Consider the following 19,086-nt stretch of genomic DNA (forward strand, 5'->3'; position numbering starts at 1 on the left):
AAGGAAGACAGGACATGGACGTAGCGGCTGCCCAGGGACTTGACGGACAACTGGCGACAGCCAAGCGAAACGTCTATCTGTTGGCGACGGCCCAGGCGATTCTGGGTTCGGCTCCCCCCGTTGCATTCGCTCTCGGTGGACTTGCCGGCTTCCAGATGCTGGGTGCCGACAAGTCTCTGTCGACCGCGCCGCTGACCGGCTTCAACATTGGCATTGCCCTTGGCGCTGTTGCAGTCGCCATCGCATCTCGCATGCTCGGTCGGCGCGAAAGCTTCATGCTCGGTGCGCTGACCGGTGCGACGGGCAGTGGTCTTGCCGCTATTGCCCTCATCCGTTCCGATTTTTGGCTCTTTGCCTTTTCGCTGCTTTTGATCGGGGTGGCCGGTGGATTTACGCAGAAGATTCGCTTCGCCGCCGCCGATGCCTCTCCAAGCTTCTACAAAGGCAAGGCGATTTCCTGGATCCTGGGTGCCGGCATTGTGTCAGCCATTTTGGGACCGCAGCTTGCCATTTTTCTCAAAGATGCGCTCGCCCCGATCACCTTCGCTGGCGCCTTCATCGGGCTCGTACCGCTGATGCTGTCCGCGCTGGTTGCGCTCTTTTTCCTCAAGCTGCCCGAAACCCGGCGACCCAAGGGAAGCACCCCGGTGGCAACTCGTCCGCTGCGCGAAATCATCATGACGCAGCGCTTCATGACCGGGATGCTTTGCGGGATCGGCTCCTATGCCCTCATGACCTTCATGATGACCGGCGCGCCCCTCGCCATGGTGGTCGGCTGCGGCTTCTCCTCGGATCTCGCTACACTCGGTATCCAATGGCACGTGATTGCCATGTTCGCACCAAGCTTCTTCACCGGCATGCTTGTGTCCCGCTTTGGTGCGGAAAAGGTTGTCGCTGCCGGGCTCATCATCCTGATGGCCTGCGCGGTGATTGCCCATATGGGCGTCGAATTGTGGAACTTCTGGGCTGCCCTGATCCTGTTGGGTGTCGGCTGGAATTTCGGATTTATCGGGGCGACAGCCATCGTCGCGTCGAGCTATCGTCCCGAAGAAGCCGACAAGGTGCAAGGCTTCCACGATATCGTGCTCTTCACGACGGTTGCGCTGTCGTCCTTCTCGTCCGGCAAGATCTTCACCGCTTTCGGTTGGTCCTTCATGAACCTCGTCATCTGGCCGGTCACGATCCTCTGCCTCATTCTGGTGCTGTTGCAGATGCGGGCCAGTGCTGCAAAGGCCGCCGCCTGACGCCAAATTGTTCCATTCACAAGCACACTTGACGTTAAGGAATGCACGACGCAATCTCCCCGCACGTTGACCGGTCTCGGAGGAGGGGGCTTGAGTCTGCGCGTCACGGCCCGCGTTGAGTGAGGCGCGGGCAATACGGGAGGGTATTGCGAATGACAGTGCTTTTAGGCGTAATCTTGTGCGGTCTGCTCTCAGTTGTCTATGCGGGTTGGGCAACGCGCTCCGTCCTTGCGGCGGATCAGGGCAATGCACGGATGCAGGAAATTGCAGGCTATATCCGGGAGGGAGCTCAGGCCTATCTCACCCGTCAGTATGTGACGATTGCCATGGTGGGAGCGGTGGTCTTTCTCGCGACATGGGTGCTTCTGTCGGCAACGGCAGCCATCGGTTTCCTGATCGGGGCCGTTTTGTCAGGGGTCGCGGGTTTCATCGGCATGCATGTCTCGGTCCGCGCCAATGTTCGCACCGCCCAGGCTGCATCGCACAGCCTCGCCGCTGGCCTCGACATCGCCTTCAAGTCCGGTGCCATTACCGGCATGCTCGTTGCCGGTCTGGCACTGCTCGGCGTTTCGCTTTACTTCCTGATCCTGACCTCTGTCCTCGGCTTCGAAAGCGGCTCGCGGGCGGTGATTGACGCTCTCGTGGCACTCGGTTTTGGTGCGTCGCTGATTTCGATCTTTGCCCGTCTCGGCGGTGGTATCTTTACCAAAGGTGCTGACGTCGGCGGTGACCTCGTCGGCAAGGTCGAGGCCGGAATTCCGGAAGATGATCCGCGCAATCCTGCAACGATTGCCGATAACGTCGGCGACAACGTTGGTGACTGCGCGGGCATGGCAGCCGACCTCTTCGAGACCTATGCCGTTTCGGTCGTTGCGACCATGGTGCTGGCTGCGATCTTCTTTGCCGGCACGGCCATGCTCGAAATCACCATGATCTATCCGCTCGCAATCTGCGCGGCCTGCATCATCACCTCGATCCTTGGTACATTCTTCGTCAAGCTCGGGACAAACGGCTCGATCATGGGCGCGCTTTACAAGGGCCTCATTGTGACCGGCCTTCTATCGGTCGCGGGCCTTGCAGTGGCAACGTCTTTGACGATCGGTTGGGGCGCTGTCGGATCGGTTGACGGCCAGGAAGTGACAGGTCTCAACCTCTTCATATGCGGTATTCTCGGTCTCGTCGTGACGGCGTTGATTGTGATCATCACGGAATACTACACAGGAACCAACAAGCGCCCGGTCAACTCCATCGCCCAGGCATCGGTGACGGGGCATGGCACCAATGTCATCCAGGGGCTGGCTGTCTCGCTGGAATCAACCGCGCTTCCGGCCATCGTGATTGTCGGCGGCATTATCTCGACCTTCCAGCTCGCCGGGCTCTTTGGCACTGCAATCGCCGTCACCACGATGCTTGGCCTCGCGGGCATGATCGTGGCGCTCGACGCTTTCGGTCCGGTGACCGACAATGCCGGTGGTATTGCCGAAATGTCCGGTCTTCCACCGGAAGTGCGCAAGTCGACCGACGCCCTTGATGCCGTCGGCAACACGACGAAGGCCGTCACCAAGGGTTATGCGATCGGCTCGGCCGGTCTGGGCGCATTGGTGCTTTTTGCCGCCTATTCCTACGACCTGCAGTACTTCGTCAACAACAGCGACAAATACGCTTATTTCGCCGGAATGGGGGACATCTCCTTTAGCCTGTCGAACCCCTATGTCGTCGCTGGATTGATTTTTGGTGGCCTCATTCCCTACCTCTTCGGCGGGATTGCCATGACCTCCGTCGGTCGTGCCGCCGGCTCGATCGTTGAAGAGGTACGCCGGCAGTTCCGCGATAAGCCGGGCATCATGGCGGGAACGGAAAAGCCCGATTACGGTCGAGCCGTCGATATCCTGACCCGCGCTGCGATTAAGGAAATGATCATCCCGTCGCTGCTGCCGGTTCTTGCGCCGCTGATCGTCTATTTCGGTGTTCTGCTCGTCTCCGGGTCGAAAGAGTCAGCCTTTGCTGCTCTGGGCGCTTCTCTTCTCGGGGTCATCGTCAACGGCCTCTTCGTCGCCATTTCAATGACCTCCGGTGGCGGTGCCTGGGACAATGCCAAGAAGAGCTTCGAGGATGGCTTTGTCGATAAGGACGGCACACGTCACATGAAGGGCTCGGACGCCCACAAGGCCTCCGTGACAGGCGATACGGTCGGCGATCCCTATAAGGATACGGCAGGACCAGCCGTCAATCCGGCGATCAAGATCACCAACATCATGGCACTGCTGCTGCTTGCGATCCTCGCTGGCTGAGCATTGTGCGCTAGACAAAAAGAAAGCCGCGGACATGAACTCCGCGGCTTTTTCCTGACTGGAAAGAGACGACGTAAAAAGACTTCAGTAGCTTCCCAGGATGTTGCGAACGCTGTTTGCCGCTCCGCCACCACCGGCGAGAAGCTGCTGCAGGAAGGTGAGATCCTTGCCGCCGGTCGGCGTGGTGCGCGAAATCGTGTCGAAGACCTTGCCATCCTGCATCGTGTAGTTCGCACGCTGCGAAACCACGCCGTCCTTGTCGAAGTAGATCGCCAGGATCTGCTGCTCCACAAGCTGCTGTTTCATGAAGGCAACCGGGCGGACCCGCTTCTGGGAAATATAGTAGAAGACTTCGCCGTCAAAAGTGGCGGTGGTCGAAGGTGTACCGAGAGAAAGGAGCACCTGCTCACGGCTGGAACCAACCGGAACGAGCGCGAGTGCTGCTTCGTCGACCACATAGCCATTGTGGAAGACTTCGGAGGTCTGGCAACTGGAAAGCCCGCCAACCGCCAGCGCAAGTGCCAGCGCAGTCGTGCTCAACATTTTCCTGTCAGACTTGAAAAACCCAATCTTCACGCACACGTCTCCCATGACTGTCGATGGCACCGGCGGATGCCCGAACGCTTCTGCTCATACCATTATGGCCATTCCGGGGAAATCCCATGCTCACTGGCGGGAAAGTGATCCGCATTGGCCGTTTTGGTGTTCTCCGAAGCCGCGATGGGTCGGTAGAACAGCATTGCAATTCATATCTGCTTCGGTAAACCAGCTTGCGCAATCATGCAACATGACCGCGAGTGGGCTTGAGGTTCAGGCAGCTCTTTTTGGTGGAATTGAATGGTATTCGGATTTTTTCGACAGAAGAACCAGAATCGAAAGATCGTCGAACGACAGTGGGCCATTCTCACATCTGCGGCGCGAACGCCGGCTTTCTATGCCGACATGGGCGTTCCCGACACGGTGATGGGACGGTTCGAAATGTTGACGATCATTCTGATCCTCTTCTTTCGACGCACCGCCAAGTCTCCGACAAGCGGGCAGGAGCTCGCACAGGAAATCATTGATGCCTTCTTTGAGGATGTCGATCACTCGATCCGCGAACTGGGCGTGGGCGATCCGAGCGTTCCGAAGCGTATGAAGAAACTTGCCGGAATGTTCTACGGTCGGCTGGAATCTTACGCTGCATCCCTTGACGCATCGGATCGGGAAAAGCTGGTGGCGGCCCTGCGGCGCAATCTCCATCCCGAAGCGGGTGATGCAGCACCTTCGATGGAGCAGCTCGCCGACTGGATGTTTGAGGCCGAGCAGGCTCTTTCATCTCTTGACGAGGAGCTGATTTCAACCGGTACGGCTACAATCGCGGTTCCAAAGGGAGTTTGAAATGGTCATGGAACCACGAGCAGAAAAAGCGGCGTTTTCCTACGGTGTTAAGGTGGGGCACATCTCGGCCAATCCGGTCCAGGTTCACGTCGAGGCCGATGACCGCGAGCGTCAGGCGCTTGCCTTGCAGTGGAAAGTCGAGACTGTGAATGCGCTCGCGGCTGATTTGCACATCGCGCGCTGGAAAAAGGATGGTGTACGCATAAAAGGCCATGTGTCCGGTGAGATCGTGCAGGCCTGCGTGGTGACCCTGGAGCCGGTTGTCACGTCCATCGAGCAGGATATCGACCAGATTTACGTCCCCGAGGGGTCCAAGCTGGCACGAATCGTCACTGACGAGATGGGCGAAATGGTGCTCGATCCCGATGGTCCGGATTTGCCGGAAACCTTTGTCGGTGACACGATTGATGCAGGCGAACTGGTTGCGGAATTCGCCGCACTTGCAATCGATCCTTATCCCAGAAAGCCGGGTGCCGAATTCAAACCCCACATTGAATCCACCGAAAGTGACGATCGCCGTCCATCACCATTTGCTGTGTTGAAGGACTGGAAAAAGGACTGATCTGCCCCCATCTGCGCCTGCATGAGGGTTGTGTGCGGGCCGAAAAGAGGTATTTTGGCCAAAATTTCGCTCAGCAGCGAAAAAGAAGGATCGGGTTTCGGTGATCAGAATTTCTCTCGACGTCATGGGTGGCGACTTTGGTCCCGAAGTCGTCATTCCCGGTGCTGCAAAGGCTCTTGAGCGTCATCCGGACGTGACGTTTCTGCTCTTCGGGCAGCAGGAGCGGTGCATGCCGATCCTCGAAAAGTTTTCTAAGCTGAAGGAAAAGTCCACTTTCCACCACTGCGAGGTGGCGGTTGGCATGGATGAGAAGCCGAGCCAGGCGCTAAGGCGTGGCCGCTACATTTCCAGCATGTGGCGCTCGATCGAAGCCGTGAAGACAGGGCAGGCCGATGTCGTTGTCTCGGCCGGCAACACCGGCGCGCTGATGGCGATGTCGAAATTCTGCTTAAGGACGATGGCAACGATTGAGCGACCGGCGATAGCCGCAATCTGGCCGACCCTGTCGGGCGAGAGCATCGTGCTTGATGTCGGCGCCACCATAGGAGCGGATGCCCAGCAGCTTCTCGATTTTGCCCTGATGGGCGGGGCGATGGCTCGTGCCCTGTTCGAGGTCGAGCGCCCCTTGGTTGGTCTCCTGAATGTCGGCGTTGAGGAAATCAAGGGCCAGGAAGAGGTGAAGGAAGCCGGGCGGTTGATCCGCGAGGCCGGGCTCGACACCATCGACTACTACGGTTTTGTCGAGGGCGACGACCTCGGCAAGGGAACAGTCGATGTCGTCGTGACCGAGGGTTTCACCGGGAATATTGCGCTCAAGACCGCCGAGGGGACCGCGCGTCAAATCGCGGAATATCTGAAGGCGGCCATGTCTCGCACACTTCTGGCGAAGCTTGGCTATATCCTCGCCAAGGGCGCATTCGACCGGCTGCGAGAAAAAATGGACCCGCGCAAGGTCAATGGCGGTGTGTTCCTTGGTCTCAATGGCATTGTCATCAAGAGCCACGGTGGCACCGATGCTGAAGGATTTGCAGCCGCTATCGATGTCGGTTACGACATGGCGCGCAACGGACTCACGCAGAAAATTGAAAATGATTTGAAGAAGTATCATGCGCGGCGCCCGTCTTCCGCCGGTCCCGAAGCAGCTTAATTGAGTAGGTGGTATTGCTGATGATCCGCTCCGTCGTCCGTGGCTTTGGCGCCGCTCTGCCCAAACGCGTCGTACCGAATATCGAGCTCGAGGGCATGGTCCAGACTTCCGACGAGTGGATCGTCCAGCGAACCGGGATCAAGCAGCGCTATATCGCAGGGGAAAGTGAGACGACAGCGTCTCTCGGCGCGGCTGCGGCAGAAGCAGCCCTTGCCAATGCGGGACTGACTGCGGCGGACATCGATGTTGTCATTTGTGCCACGTCCACACCTGACAATACCTTTCCGGCGACGGCTGTGAATATCCAGAACAGGATCGGTATGCATCATGGCTTCGGCTTCGACGTGCAGGCCGTCTGCTCCGGTTTCATCTATGCGATCTCGACAGCGGACCTCTACATCAGGGGCGGTATGGCCAAGCGTGTTCTGGTCATCGGTTCGGAAACCTTTTCCCGCATCCTCGACTGGAACGACCGGACGACCTGTGTGCTGTTCGGCGATGGTGCAGGCGCGATCGTCCTGGAAGCGTCGGAAGGCGAGGGCAAAACCTCGGATCGGGGCATCCTGACCTGCCACTTGCGCTCCGATGGCGCACATCGCGAGAAGCTCTACGTCGATGGCGGGCCGTCAACGACGGGAACGGTTGGTCACCTGCGCATGGAAGGCCGTGAGGTGTTCAAGCATGCGGTCGGCATGATCACCGACGTGATCGAAGCCGCATTCGAGGCAACTGGAACGACGGCCGACGACATTGACTGGCTGGTGCCCCATCAGGCCAACAAGCGCATCATTGATGGTTCAGCCAAGAAGCTGGGTATCGCCGAGGAAAAGGTGGTCATTACCGTCGACAAGCACGGCAACACGTCGGCGGCTTCAATACCTTTGGCCCTTGCTACTGCAGCGGGTGATGGGCGCATCAAGAAGGGTGACCTCGTGATGCTGGAAGCCATGGGCGGTGGCTTCACCTGGGGCTCTGTTCTTTTGCGCTGGTAAAGGAATACTTGCTAACTGGGCAATACAAGCGCTTGACCACCGCATGTAACGACAATAGTGTTGAGCGAATTCAACAAGATCATCGATTTAGGCGGACAAAGCGATGGCCGGAAAAACAGTGACGCGCGCGGATTTAGCAGAATCAGTCTTCCGGAAGGTTGGTCTGTCGCGAACCGAATCGGCAGAATTGGTCGAAACGGTCATCGACGAAATCTGCAATGCAATCGTGCGCGGCGAGACTGTGAAGCTTTCGTCTTTCGCGACCTTTCAGGTCCGCTCGAAAAATGAACGTATTGGTCGCAATCCGAAAACCGGCGAAGAAGTTCCGATTTCCCCGCGACGTGTCATGACATTCAAGGCATCGAATGTGCTGAAGCAGCGCATCTTGCGGGCTCATATCGCGCGCCGGGCCAAGCAGAAGCCAGTAAACCCGGCTGCCTGATCGGCGAAATCTGTTGGCGTGTCCCATTCCGGGGCACGTGACGCTTGAAACTGCTCCTCCAAATCGTTGAAATATAGCAACGAGTCGCGGCGAGCCTGCCCGACTTGAGGCGAGGAGCGGTGACATGCAACTGGACAAGAGCCCTGATGCGTTTCGCACGATCAGTGAAGTGGCAGATGATCTGGATCTGCCACAACACGTCCTGCGCTTCTGGGAAACGCGTTTTCCGCAAATCAAGCCGCTGAAGCGGGGAGGCGGGCGTCGCTATTATCGTCCCGACGACATCGAGTTGCTGAAGGGCATTCGCCACCTGCTATATGATCAGGGCTACACCATCAAGGGTGTGCAGAAACTTCTGAAAACCAATGGCAACAAATTCGTCATGGCGATTGCCAATGGTGACGTGGCGACCATGGAAGCCCTCGTTGCGGCAAATACTGCGAAAGATGATGAGCCAAAGCTCAGTCACGGAGAAGACGATCAGGTCGTTGGCCGGCCGAAAGTCAGGGCAGCCGGTCGCTTTTTCGGCTTCGGAAGCTCCAGCGATGACCTTTCGGATCTGACACCAGCAAAGGGCAGCCTCGGTAAGGAAGACCGCGCGCTGTTGCAGGAAGCCCTGTTTGATCTTCTGGAGTGCAAGCGTCTGCTCGATCAGGTGCGCTGATTGCTTTTCATGACTGCTGATCGTGCAAAACCGGAACAACGCTGTTATTTCGGGCGTTGGTCGTTCTGTTCTTTCAGGAGAGACCATGAAACGCCTATTTCCATTGATTTTCCTGGCGGCCACCCCTGCGATTGCTCAGGAGAAGGTCCAGCTGACCAATGTGGATGATGCCTGTATCTTCGTCGCGCGCTCGATGTTGATGGTCGAGGATATCAAGGTTGGGATCGTCCAGTCTTTCCCCACGCTTGAGCCGCCTGGCGCGCGATTGACCTATTCGGAGCAGATGGATGCTGAAGCGGCTGAAATCGATGATCAGATCGAATGCCAGTTCGAAGATGCCGAAGCTCCCTTCCGGCTCCTGCGCTATTGCATGGATTCTGTCTGCTATGCGGCAGATTCCAACGATCCAGAAGATCGCCGACGATTCACCGAGATTCGCGAGCTCATGAGCCGTGCACAGTGACATCGGCGAAATTTTCGTCTTGGCAAGGTTTTCCCCTTGCGCCCATTCGACTGACTGTCTAAAGGAGACGAGCCGTTTGGCAGGTCGGGGTGTAGCGCAGCCCGGTAGCGCACTTGACTGGGGGTCAAGGGGTCGTCGGTTCAAATCCGGCCACCCCGACCATTTAATCCTTGATATCCCAGTGTTTTCTGAAAACTGTGTGTTTTCGGTCGGTTCGTCACTACCGCGACACAATGATGTTATGTCCTTGGAATGTTGCAATGCAGCATTATGTGGAGTGCTGAACGCCACCGAACGCAGATGGACATGTAATGCGCTTTAAGCTCCCTTATTCATTGTCCGGCCTGATGCGCGAACAGGCGCGGTGGCGTAGGCGTATTGCCAAAGCGGTTGCCAGCCCGACAGAGGCGATTACGGCGCGGGCAGCAAAGCCGCGGGCGGGGAGGGCACGTCTGAGTGAAATCAGCGGTTTCGGTACCAATCCGGGTCGATTGCGGATGCTGGAATATGTTCCGGCGAGCGCGGGCAAAGATAGTCCCCTTGTTGTCGTCATTCATGGTTGTCTGCAGAATGCGGAGGGTTATGCCAAGGGCAGTGGCTGGACCAAGCTCGCAAACGAGAACGGAATCATACTATTGTTCCCCGAGCAAAGGCGCGAGAACAACAACAATCTCTGTTTCAACTGGTTTCGCCCGAGCGCCGTGGCGCGTGACCGCGGAGAACTGATGTCAATCCGGCAAATGATCGAACATGCGGGTGATCGGCACGAGGTTGATCAATCGCGTGTCTATGTTCATGGCCTCTCAGCCGGGGCGGCCATGGCTGCCGCCCTGCTTGTCACCTATCCCGAAATGTTTGCAGCCGGCCAACTCGTCGCTGGTTTGCCCTATGGTGTCGCTAGAGACGCCGTCACAGCCTTGTCAGTGATGAAATCGGGGCCACGTCAGTCCGCCGAAGACCTGGCGGATCTCGCAAGGCGCGTCTCGCCGAACACCATAAACTGGCCTTCGGTCTCTATCTGGCATGGTGCGGCTGACAGGATTGTCACGCCGCAAAATGCAAGGGCGAGCCTGCAACAATGGCTCCACCTTCACCAACTGCAGGAAGCGGGGGGACGTATGTCGCGAGATCGGGGCGGCCTCGTCCACCATTGGGACGATGGGACCGCGAAACCCCGTGTCGAATTCCGGCTACTGGATAGCCTCGACCATGGTTTACCGATCAAGCCCGCGCGCCGTCCACCGAGCCAGCAGCAGCCTTACATGTTGGAGGCAGCACTGAGCGCGCCAAATGAGTTCGTGCGCAGTTTCGTCTCTCCATGAAAACATGAGGACGGATCTGCAAGCGGAAACGAGAACTTGCGCGCTCCCGTCAGCCATCATTTGTCGAGTTTAGCTTCTCGGGCCGGATACCGGGAGTGTGGTCGGCTCTTTGCGCAAAACGTAAGCCTGCGCCAGCATCCTCCCCGTCACCATCCGCCAGGAATCGCAGGCCCATCACCTCGTATCGCGTCTTGAGCAGTCCCATGTCGGATGAAATGTCCGGTCTTTCGTTCTCTGCTTCAATCTGAAGAATCGTGAAGGCTGACAGGCCACTGCGTTTTGATAGTTCGTCGACTGTCAGGTTGAGCAGGGCGCGGGCCGCGCGAAGCTGGGCAGCGCTGATGGTCATGGCAGTGGCACTCCTCGCAATTGTGGTCATCGATCCTGCAGCGTCAACTCATGATAGACCGAGAGCGTTTGCTCGACCATTGCGTCGAGGCCGTGGCGGTGTCGGAAGGCCTGAGCCGCGGCTGCAAAAGCGCTGCGGGTGTCTTCGCCGGATATCTTCAGCATGGCGGCGGCAAGCTCCGAAGGGTCGTCCTGATTGGCAATTATGATGCCATTCACATCCTGCTGAACCACCGTACCTGCGCCTCCGACATCGCTCAAGATCATTGGCAGACCGGATGCCTCTGCTTCCAGCATCACATAGGACATGGCCTCATAACGGCTCGGCATCACCAGCACATCGAACATCTGCATGGCGCGTGGGCCTTCAATGTCGGCAGTCAGCGTCACACGGTGTTCCAAGGCCAAGGCAGAAATCAGCGACCTTACCTCATGCTCTAATGGGCCGCTGCCGACCATCAGCAGATGGGCCTCCGGACGTTGCTTCGCCATTGCCGCAAATGCCTCGATCAGTCGTTCCGGTGCCTTTTGAGGGGACAGCCGTCCAACAAAGCCGAAAAGGCACGTGGTCTCCTCAATGCCGAACTGCGCCCGAAGGCTATGCCGCTCATGATGCTCCGGTGCGTTTACGCCGTTGACAATGAGCCGTAAACGGGAACGAGGCAGACCGAGTTCCAAAGCATGGGCGAATTCGTCTTCCGAGACACAGATGATCCGATCCGAGAACGCGATGCCGAGCAGGCGTTCTACCTGGCCGAAAATCAGGCGACCAGCGCCGCCGAGTTTCGGATCCATCGTGCGGAAGGCATGCGGCGTATAGACGACGGCTGCTCCTCTCTTGCGAAGGCGCAGGCGGGTGAGGGCGCCAGCCTTGGAACTATGTCCGTGGATGACGTCAAAGGGGCCGGAGCTGCTGATTACTCGCTGCAAGTGTCGCCAGGCGCGGACATCATGGAGGCCGATCGAGCGATGCATGTCGATGGTTTGGACACGAGCAAGGCCAAGGCCCAACAGTTCCGACATGAAACGGCGCTCGGCACGGACGGGGGAATAGACTGCCGTCACCTTGTGGCCGCGGTCCTTCAGGCCTTTGCAAAGATCGATGAAGTGCCGTCCGGACCCGCCTCCGCTCGGCTCAAGCACCTGCAGGATAGAAAGTGGGCGCTGCCGATTTTGTGGGCCAGTCGTCAAGCAGCGTTCCGTCCGGTGTGGAGTTGCCTCTGGTAACGCCATTCCAGCGCGCCGCATCCCCACACGATCCCCAGAAGCAGGTAGAAATGGCGCCAGTGATCCGTATCGATGACGTTTCCGATGATAACGTGGCCGATCACCATGATCCAGCTGACCATCAGATAAGGCTGCCAGGGGCGGTCGCGCAGCAGGTAGCGGAAACCGATCGATAGCGTCCAGATCATCAAGGTGAGGTAGGCGACAAAACCCAGCCAGCCGTAGCTGGTCAACGACTTGAGCCAGATATTGTGCTCGTCTTCCGGATAGATGGTGCTGAAAACGAGAGGACCGATGCCAAGGGGGTGCTCCATGGCCATCAGGAAACCGATCTTGTGCCGGTCAAAGCGTCCGAGATGCCCGCCGTCATACTCCTGGACGAGCTGCGTGCGTGTCGAGAACAGATCCGCGACCCTGTCGAACTGAAGGGCAATCACGAGAGCGACCACCATCAGTCCAACCGCAGTCAGCGAAAGGGTTAGAATCTTGAGCCGGAACGCATTGGTTCGCTCTTTGAGGAGCAGCACGAATACGAGCGCCACGGTGGCAAAAAGAAACAGGCCCCAGGCGGCACGGGAGAAGGAGAGAAAGACCGCCAGCGTCAGGATCAGGACCCCCAACAGTCTCAGCGGAGCTTTTTTCAAAGGCTGGGTCAGCAATCCATGCATGAGATAGAGGATCGGTGCGATCAGGAAGGGGCCAAAGACATTGGGATCCTGAAAGGCCCCCTTCGCGCGATCAAACCGCGTGAACACCTCAGCACCAGGAAAGGCGTGAAAATAGCCGAGAATGCCAAGGGTGCCGGTGACGAGCGCAGCCGCCACCCAGGCGCGGAAGATCATCCGCAGCCGCTCATGCCGGTCCTCGATGATTGCCGCGAAAAAGACAGACGTTAGAGCGAGGAACAGCGAGACCGCGACATACATCGGCCCGCTCGCAAGATCCTTCATGACGGTCAGAGACAGCATCCCGCCAACATTGAAGATCAGCAGAAGCACGAGAAGTGGCGCGACGGCACGCGAGATCTTCAATCCAAACAGAAACCAGATTGCAACCTGACCGACCAGCAGCAGTTCGTAGGGAGCAGGCTCTGACATGACAAAGCCGGACAGAAAGACACTGAAGGCCACAAGCCAGGACCCCATCAGCGACAAGGCCGCAGCCTGGGGTCGGAATGGCACTGCTACCGATGTGTCGACCGCGCTCAATAGGCGTTTTCCGTGTTGAGGAGCCGGATGGGCGTCAGGAACAGGATCTTCAGATCGAACAGCAGCGACCAGTTTTCGATGTAGTAAAGGTCGAAGGCCGTGCGGAACTTGATCTTTTCATCCGTGTCGATTTCGCCGCGCCAGCCATTGATCTGCGCCCAGCCGGTAACTCCGGGCTTCACCCGATGCCTGGCAAAATATCCCTCCACCACTTCGCCATAAAGCTTGTCGCGCGTTTGGGCGAGGACGGCATGCGGACGTGGACCGACCAGTGAAAGTTCGCCGCGTAACACATTGAAAATCTGGGGCAATTCATCAATCGATGTTTTGCGGATAAAGCGTCCGACAGGTGTCACGCGGGGGTCATTCTTGGTCACCGCATTCCTGGCGGTCGGGTCGCTCATCTCGGTATACATCGAGCGGAACTTCAGGACATTGATGACCTCATTGTTGAAGCCATGTCGCTTCTGGACAAAGAGAATGGGTCCCTTGGAAGTGGCTTTCACCGCAATCGCGGCACCGATGAACACCGGCCAGAGAAGCAACAGGGCAATGATGCTGAAAACGATGTCGAACGCGCGCTTGGCGACCGAATCCCAGTCACGGATCGGCTTGTCGAGGATGTCGAGCAGCGGCACGGCCCCAACATGGGAATAGGCACGCGGGCGAAAACGCAGATTGTTGGAATGTGCAGCAAGACGTATGTCGACCGGCAGCACCCAGAGCATTTTCATGAGTTGCATGATCCGGGCCTCCGCACTGAGCGGCAGCGCGATGATCAGCATGTCGATATGGGCCAGACGTGCAAATTCAACGAGTTGAGCGACGGTTCCGAGCTTCGGATAGCCTGCCACCATATCCGGCGAGCGCTCGCTGTTACGGTCATCAAAGATGCCGCAGATGCGAATGTCGTTTTCCGGCTGTTGCTCCAGCGCCCGGATCAGATCCTTGGCGGCCTTGCCACCACCAACAATGACGGCGCGACGCTCCATGATGCCATTGCGCGCCCAGCGGCGGATCGCATAGCCGATCAGGGTCCGTTCGGCGATGAGGAAGAGAAGGGTGCTGCCATACCAGGCCGCCAGCACCGCTCTGTACCCTGCGCTCTCGTCCATGAACAGGAAGATCGATACCGCAACCAGCGCCAGCGCGACCGTCCAGGCGGACAGGATGCGGCCAAGAGACCGCAGCGGTGTCCGCAGGATGGCGACCTGGTAGCAGTCCATGATTTGCAGCGAGAGAACAGCAAGCCCTGCGCCACTCACTCCAGCGACGAACATGCCCAACAGATGTTGCGAGGCGTTCGCGGCGATTACGAAATTGGAGGCGAGTGCAAGCCCGAGAATGCAAAGGAACTCGAACAGCCGCAATTGCCCGATGACGATCGTCGGGGAGTAGTTGGCGTCCTTGTACTGTCCAGCGATCTGCTTGGCGAGCGCATTGATCTCAGTTGCTTCGGAAGAGCTCGTCGTGCCGTGCGCCTCTGCGGCCAGGCGGCGCATGGCAGAGATATCGAAAACTTCGGGTTTTTCGGCCTTGTTCATTTCGGATCCTGGATCTGGATTGGCCGAAGATTAGCAAGGAGGTCCTAAGAAACGCTTTCTTCCAGACCCGCGAATATTGATGGATGTAGCGGAATGGCACGGATTGACCGGGTTTACCGCCTTTTTATCGCGTGAAGAGCTTCCTTCGATAGAAGGCTTCGAGATCCTTCGCCATCGTCGTTGTTGCAAACTTCTGGAGGAACAGCTCTCGGTTCGGGATCACGCCATCGGACCAGCCTGGGACTGTAATCGCGTGTGCCATGGCATTGGCGAGTTCGGTCGGATCGCCCGGCGGCACGAGCGCCTTGCTGTTTCGGCCGAGAATTTCGGGAACGCCACCGACACGGCTTGCAATAACCGTCTTGCCAGCACCGATCGCCTCCAGCACGATATAGGGCATGGCCTCTGCTCGTGACGGAACGACCAAGATTGCGGATTTCGCAAAGGCCTCGTGGATCGGCATGGCGGGCAGGATGCCGACACGTCGACCGAGCCCCTTTGTTTCTAGAAGCCGTTGATATTTTGCTTGATCGGGGCCATCGCCGATGATCAGACCCGTCAAGGGTCGACCGACAATCCTTTCGGCCTTGGCGAAGGCCTCTATAAACACATCGGGACCCTTGAGGTCCCTGAGCATGCCAACATAGATGAAGTCCACCGCATCCGGAGCAACGGGGACCAACTGAAAGTCCTGCTCGCCAATTCCGTTATAGATGCGTTCGGCATCACAACGGGGGATGCCGACCTTCTTGCTATATGTCTCCCGTTCATAGTCGCAGACAAAACAGAGGCCGTCCGTCAGCCGCTCAAGCTGGCGCTCGATGCGAAGAACGATCTGTCCGGCGGCGGTCCGGCGAGAGAAGTGGAGACTGCCCCCATGGGGCGAATAAAAGCGGGCAACGCGATACCTTTTGACCCGCAAGGCTGAGCCGACCAATCTCGCGACCACACCGCCCTTGGCGCCGTGACCATGCAAGACATCAGGCTGCAATTCCTTGATTTGTTTGTAGCTTCCAGTCAGCGCCGGGATATCCCTGAGGCTGATGGCGCGGTCGATCCTCAGGCGGGTGAGCCCAAGGGAGAGAAATGGCATGATATGCTCAAACAGCTTGTCCTCATGGGCGCCACCGGTCGAACTGTCGCAGATGATGCCGACCTGGTGGCCGAGACGGCTATGCTGCTCGGCGAGATCGCGGACATGGCGGAAAATGCCGCCAACCGGCGAACGAAAGCAATGCAGAATGCGGAGCGGTCCATCCGGTTGCATGGATCAGAACAGCCGCTCGCGGACATGGATGGTGTCACCTGCGAGGATCGGATCCGTGATCGGAACCCGACCGGTAATGATCTGTCCGTTGATCTTGCGGGTGACATCCACGTCGCGCTGATTGGCGCGGCTGTTGAAACCACCGGCGACGGCGACAGCGTTCATGATTGTCATGCCCGGCACATAGGAGAACTGTCCCGGTTGACCGACCTGACCGATCACAAAAATGGAGCGGTAGCGGTCAACTTCGATCGAGACGTCCGGATCGCGGAGGAAACCCTGTTTCAACTTCTGTGCGATCACACCTTCCAGCTGGGGAAGGGTGGCGCCCCGGGCCGGCACCTGGCCGATCAGCGGGAAGGCAATGTAGCCGGCCTGATCCACGGTGTAGGTATTGGTCAGATTGGCCTGGTCAAACACGGTGATGCGCAGGCGGTCACCGCTGTCCAGACGGTAAGGCTGGATTGTCGCCTCATGAAAGACCTTTGGCGCAGGCTGATAGCTGGCGCATCCGCTCAGACCGACGGCCATCGTTGCCACTGCGAGCAAGATACATTTCTTCAAGCCAGCTCGTATCATCCGTGCTCGCGTCCCTTTGTCATGCGCTCAAGTCCTGCCGTTATCAAACAGTTAGGGTTAACACCCCGTAAAGGCCCGAGGCGATAAGGCACATTCGAATTGATTTTGGCGCAGGTTGGTCGATTAACGGTTGCGTTACCATGTTCCTTTACGGTCCCACATGTTTTGTACCGGGAGTTTGCCATGTCGAGCGTAGGGAACGGCCACCAGGACGTTGATATCAATCTCGCACAGCTGTTTCAGGCGGTGTGGGACAAGAAGGCGCGTATCCTCGCGACGACGGCGCTGGTCGGCAGTTTGGCCTTTGTCGGTTCCAGCATGATGTCGCCGACCTATCAGGGTGATGCTCGCATTCTGATTGAGTCGCGCCAGCCGGATTTTACAGTCCAGGGGGCTGCTGCCCCGACAACGGCACCGGTGGCTGATGAACTGAACGTGATGAGCCAGGTCCAACTGCTCCAGTCGGTAGATCTGATCAAGCAGGTGGCGCGCGATCTGAAGCTCTATGAACTGCCGGAATTCGATCCCGATACCCAGCCTTCTGCCATTTCCGATATCCTGGTCCTTCTGGGTATCAAAAGCAGCCCGCTTGATCTTGCACCGGAAGAGCGCGTGCTGAAGGCGTTCAAGGAGAAGCTGTCGGTCTTTCAGGTCGACAATTCCCGGGTCATCGGCATTGAATTCTCTTCCAAGGATCCGAAGCTCGCGGCTGCCGTGCCCAATGCCATGACGGATGTCTATCAGCAGCTTCAGAGCGGGGCCAAGCTCGACACGAATTCCGAGGCGGCGCGCTGGTTGGAAACGGAAATCGCCAACCTGCGGGAGAAGGTCCGCGAGGCTGAACAGAAAGTCGCTGAATACCGCTCGGCTTCTGGCCTCCTGCCCACCAGCGAGACCTCCAGTTTCAGTTCGACCCAGCTTGCCAATATCTCGTCTGAACTCGCACGAGTCCGGGGTGAGCGAGCCAGTGCCGAAGCAACCGCCCAGAATGTTCGCGAAGCCTTGCGGGCAGGGCGGTCGACCGACACGATAGAGGCGATTGCCGGCTCTGAGGCGATCCAGCGACTGAAGACGACGGAATCACAGGTCCAGGCACAGATTTCCGATCTGTCGACGAGCCTTCTGGAAGGTCATCCCCGGATGAAGGCTTTGCGTGCTCAGCTCGCCGGGCTTCGCGCGCAGATTTCTTCCGAATCCACCAAGATTGCCGCAAGCCTCGAAAATCAAGCTGCCATCGCACGTGAGCGAGAAACCCAGTTGATCGCCCAGTTGAACACGGTGAAAGCCGATAGCGCGCGTGCCGGTGAGGATGAGGTGGGGCTGATGGCCCTTGAGCGCGAAGCGACTGCGCAGCGGCAATTGCTTGAGACTTATCTGGCCCGTTATCGCGAAGCGACCTCCAAGATCAGTGCGGATGCAATTCCTGCCGATGCCCGGGTGATCTCCCGTGCAATCGAGCCCTCTGAGCCGGTCTTTCCAAAGGTTCTGCCGATCACCATCGTTGCGACGCTCGCAACGGGCATCCTGAGCGCGGTCGTCATCATGCTGATGGAACTGTTCAGCGGTCGGGCCTTGAGCCCTCGAACGGTGTCGGGCGGTACAGCTCGCCAGAGACTTGAAGAGGACGGGCAGTCGGTGCTGCCGGCGACGCCCTTGATGCCGCCGAAGCGTGCCGAGACCAAAGCCGCAAGACCGAACGCCGCATTCACGATGCCGGAAGTGGAGGCGGATGAAGACCTCGCGGAGGAAATGGAAGAGCACCTCGATCTCCCGAAGCGTCGCCCGGCAAGCAAGGATCAGCCCGACCATGAATTCTCCATCCGGTCGGTGGCCAAACACCTTCTGGCGCAGGAAACGCGAATTGCCTTCGTTATATCTCCCTCAGGGGATGATGGTTCGCTGGCGACGGTCGAGCTTGCGCGGGAGCTCGCAAATCGCGACACCCGCCTTGTGCTCATTGACATGACGGGAACGGCGGCACCATCGGATGCGATGACAGGAAACCCGGATTTGCCCGGCATTACCGATCTCTTGTGTGGTTCTGCAACTTTTGCCGAGGCGATCCATCCAGACCTTTTGTCGGGTGCCGACATCATTCCCCAGGGAACGGCCGATATCCGGCAAGCCATGCGTGGCGCGGATCGACTGTCCATGATCGCTGATGCACTTTCAGACGCCTATGACATGGTTCTGGTGGAATGCGGTCCCGCCAATGCGCAAGGTGTTGCCAAGCTTTCTCGCAATGACACCCATGAAATCATCCTGTCAGCGCCCAATCCCAGCACCGAGGAACTTGAGGACATCATGTTGGCCTTTGAAAAGGTCGGGTATTCGGATCTGGTGCTGATGGCGGACGGCGGCTTTGAACCGGAAAGCGATCACCGCGACGCGGCGTAATCGTCGGCT

General features: G+C 58.2%; 18 protein-coding genes and 1 tRNA gene. 12 read left to right on the top strand and 7 right to left on the bottom strand.

What is annotated here, in order from left to right:
* Window positions 1-14 precede the first annotated feature (14 nt).
* Together FE840_RS11185 and FE840_RS11190 are read left to right on the top strand one after the other, a co-directional pair.
* Window positions 15-1,244, top strand: coding sequence for an MFS transporter (locus FE840_RS11185; RefSeq protein ID WP_138289081.1), 1,230 nt, complete (start codon window positions 15-17; stop codon window positions 1,242-1,244).
* Window positions 1,245-1,396: 152 nt separating this feature from the next.
* A complete protein-coding gene (locus FE840_RS11190; RefSeq protein WP_138289082.1) occupies window positions 1,397-3,535 on the top strand; it encodes a sodium-translocating pyrophosphatase in 2,139 nt (712 codons plus the stop codon).
* An 84-nt stretch (window positions 3,536-3,619) separates the two neighbouring features.
* Here the strand turns inward: FE840_RS11190 and FE840_RS11195 are convergent, their stop codons facing one another.
* The gene (locus FE840_RS11195) at window positions 3,620-4,117 is read right to left on the bottom strand and encodes an outer membrane protein assembly factor BamE (RefSeq protein ID WP_138289083.1); all 498 of its coding nucleotides are present in this window, start codon (window positions 4,115-4,117) and stop codon (window positions 3,620-3,622) included.
* 255 nt (window positions 4,118-4,372) lie between these two features.
* On the opposite strand from FE840_RS11195, the gene FE840_RS11200 reads away from it, so the two are divergent.
* From FE840_RS11200 to FE840_RS11240, 9 genes are all read left to right on the top strand, one after another.
* Complete coding sequence (locus tag FE840_RS11200; RefSeq protein ID WP_138289084.1) at window positions 4,373-4,915, top strand: ubiquinol-cytochrome C chaperone family protein; 543 nt, start codon at window positions 4,373-4,375, stop codon at window positions 4,913-4,915.
* A gap of 7 nt (window positions 4,916-4,922) precedes the next feature.
* Window positions 4,923-5,477: a YceD family protein gene (locus FE840_RS11205; RefSeq protein WP_138289085.1), complete on the top strand. Its 555-nt coding sequence runs from the start codon at window positions 4,923-4,925 to the stop codon at window positions 5,475-5,477.
* 100 nt (window positions 5,478-5,577) lie between these two features.
* On the top strand, window positions 5,578-6,624 hold the full coding sequence (gene plsX / locus FE840_RS11210) for a phosphate acyltransferase PlsX (RefSeq protein WP_138289086.1): 1,047 nt from the start codon (window positions 5,578-5,580) through the stop codon (window positions 6,622-6,624).
* Between the two features lie 20 nt (window positions 6,625-6,644).
* Window positions 6,645-7,616 (top strand): beta-ketoacyl-ACP synthase III, encoded by a 972-nt coding sequence (locus FE840_RS11215; protein ID WP_138289087.1) that lies wholly within the window; start codon window positions 6,645-6,647, stop codon window positions 7,614-7,616.
* A gap of 103 nt (window positions 7,617-7,719) precedes the next feature.
* Window positions 7,720-8,058 (top strand): integration host factor subunit alpha, encoded by a 339-nt coding sequence (locus tag FE840_RS11220; RefSeq protein ID WP_138289088.1) that lies wholly within the window; start codon window positions 7,720-7,722, stop codon window positions 8,056-8,058.
* Window positions 8,059-8,188: 130 nt separating this feature from the next.
* Window positions 8,189-8,722 carry a MerR family transcriptional regulator gene (locus FE840_RS11225; RefSeq protein ID WP_138289128.1) on the top strand — a complete coding sequence of 178 codons (534 nt, stop codon included), beginning with the start codon at window positions 8,189-8,191 and terminating at the stop codon, window positions 8,720-8,722.
* An 85-nt stretch (window positions 8,723-8,807) separates the two neighbouring features.
* Window positions 8,808-9,185: a hypothetical protein gene (locus FE840_RS11230; protein WP_138289089.1), complete on the top strand. Its 378-nt coding sequence runs from the start codon at window positions 8,808-8,810 to the stop codon at window positions 9,183-9,185.
* An 85-nt stretch (window positions 9,186-9,270) separates the two neighbouring features.
* Window positions 9,271-9,347 (top strand) — tRNA-Pro (locus tag FE840_RS11235).
* A 149-nt stretch (window positions 9,348-9,496) separates the two neighbouring features.
* The gene (locus tag FE840_RS11240; RefSeq protein ID WP_138289090.1) at window positions 9,497-10,507 is read left to right on the top strand and encodes an extracellular catalytic domain type 1 short-chain-length polyhydroxyalkanoate depolymerase; all 1,011 of its coding nucleotides are present in this window, start codon (window positions 9,497-9,499) and stop codon (window positions 10,505-10,507) included.
* Window positions 10,508-10,556: 49 nt separating this feature from the next.
* On the opposite strand, the gene FE840_RS11245 is transcribed toward FE840_RS11240, so the two are convergent.
* From FE840_RS11245 to FE840_RS11270, 6 genes are all read right to left on the bottom strand, one after another.
* A complete protein-coding gene (locus FE840_RS11245; RefSeq protein WP_138289091.1) occupies window positions 10,557-10,856 on the bottom strand; it encodes a hypothetical protein in 300 nt (99 codons plus the stop codon).
* A 26-nt stretch (window positions 10,857-10,882) separates the two neighbouring features.
* Window positions 10,883-12,046, bottom strand: a complete 1,164-nt coding sequence (locus tag FE840_RS11250) for a glycosyltransferase family 4 protein (protein WP_246318758.1) — start codon at window positions 12,044-12,046, stop codon at window positions 10,883-10,885.
* Window positions 12,043-13,290 (bottom strand): O-antigen ligase family protein, encoded by a 1,248-nt coding sequence (locus FE840_RS11255; protein ID WP_171033797.1) that lies wholly within the window; start codon window positions 13,288-13,290, stop codon window positions 12,043-12,045. The genes FE840_RS11250 and FE840_RS11255 overlap by 4 nt, the downstream gene beginning before the upstream one ends.
* Window positions 13,287-14,834 (bottom strand): undecaprenyl-phosphate glucose phosphotransferase, encoded by a 1,548-nt coding sequence (locus tag FE840_RS11260; protein ID WP_138289093.1) that lies wholly within the window; start codon window positions 14,832-14,834, stop codon window positions 13,287-13,289. Before FE840_RS11260 ends, FE840_RS11255 begins: the two co-directional genes overlap by 4 nt.
* A 124-nt stretch (window positions 14,835-14,958) precedes the next feature.
* The gene (locus tag FE840_RS11265; RefSeq protein ID WP_138289094.1) at window positions 14,959-16,101 is read right to left on the bottom strand and encodes a glycosyltransferase family 4 protein; all 1,143 of its coding nucleotides are present in this window, start codon (window positions 16,099-16,101) and stop codon (window positions 14,959-14,961) included.
* A 3-nt stretch (window positions 16,102-16,104) separates the two neighbouring features.
* Entirely contained in the window at window positions 16,105-16,680 is a 576-nt protein-coding gene (locus FE840_RS11270) for a polysaccharide biosynthesis/export family protein (RefSeq protein ID WP_138289095.1), read from the bottom strand.
* A gap of 183 nt (window positions 16,681-16,863) precedes the next feature.
* Here FE840_RS11270 and FE840_RS11275 point away from each other — a divergent pair, with 183 nt between their 5' ends.
* On the top strand, window positions 16,864-19,077 hold the full coding sequence (locus FE840_RS11275) for a GumC family protein (protein WP_138289096.1): 2,214 nt from the start codon (window positions 16,864-16,866) through the stop codon (window positions 19,075-19,077).
* Window positions 19,078-19,086: the final 9 nt, after the last annotated feature.

This window comes from Peteryoungia desertarenae, from assembly GCF_005860795.2.
Lineage (GTDB): Bacteria > Pseudomonadota > Alphaproteobacteria > Rhizobiales > Rhizobiaceae > Allorhizobium > Allorhizobium desertarenae.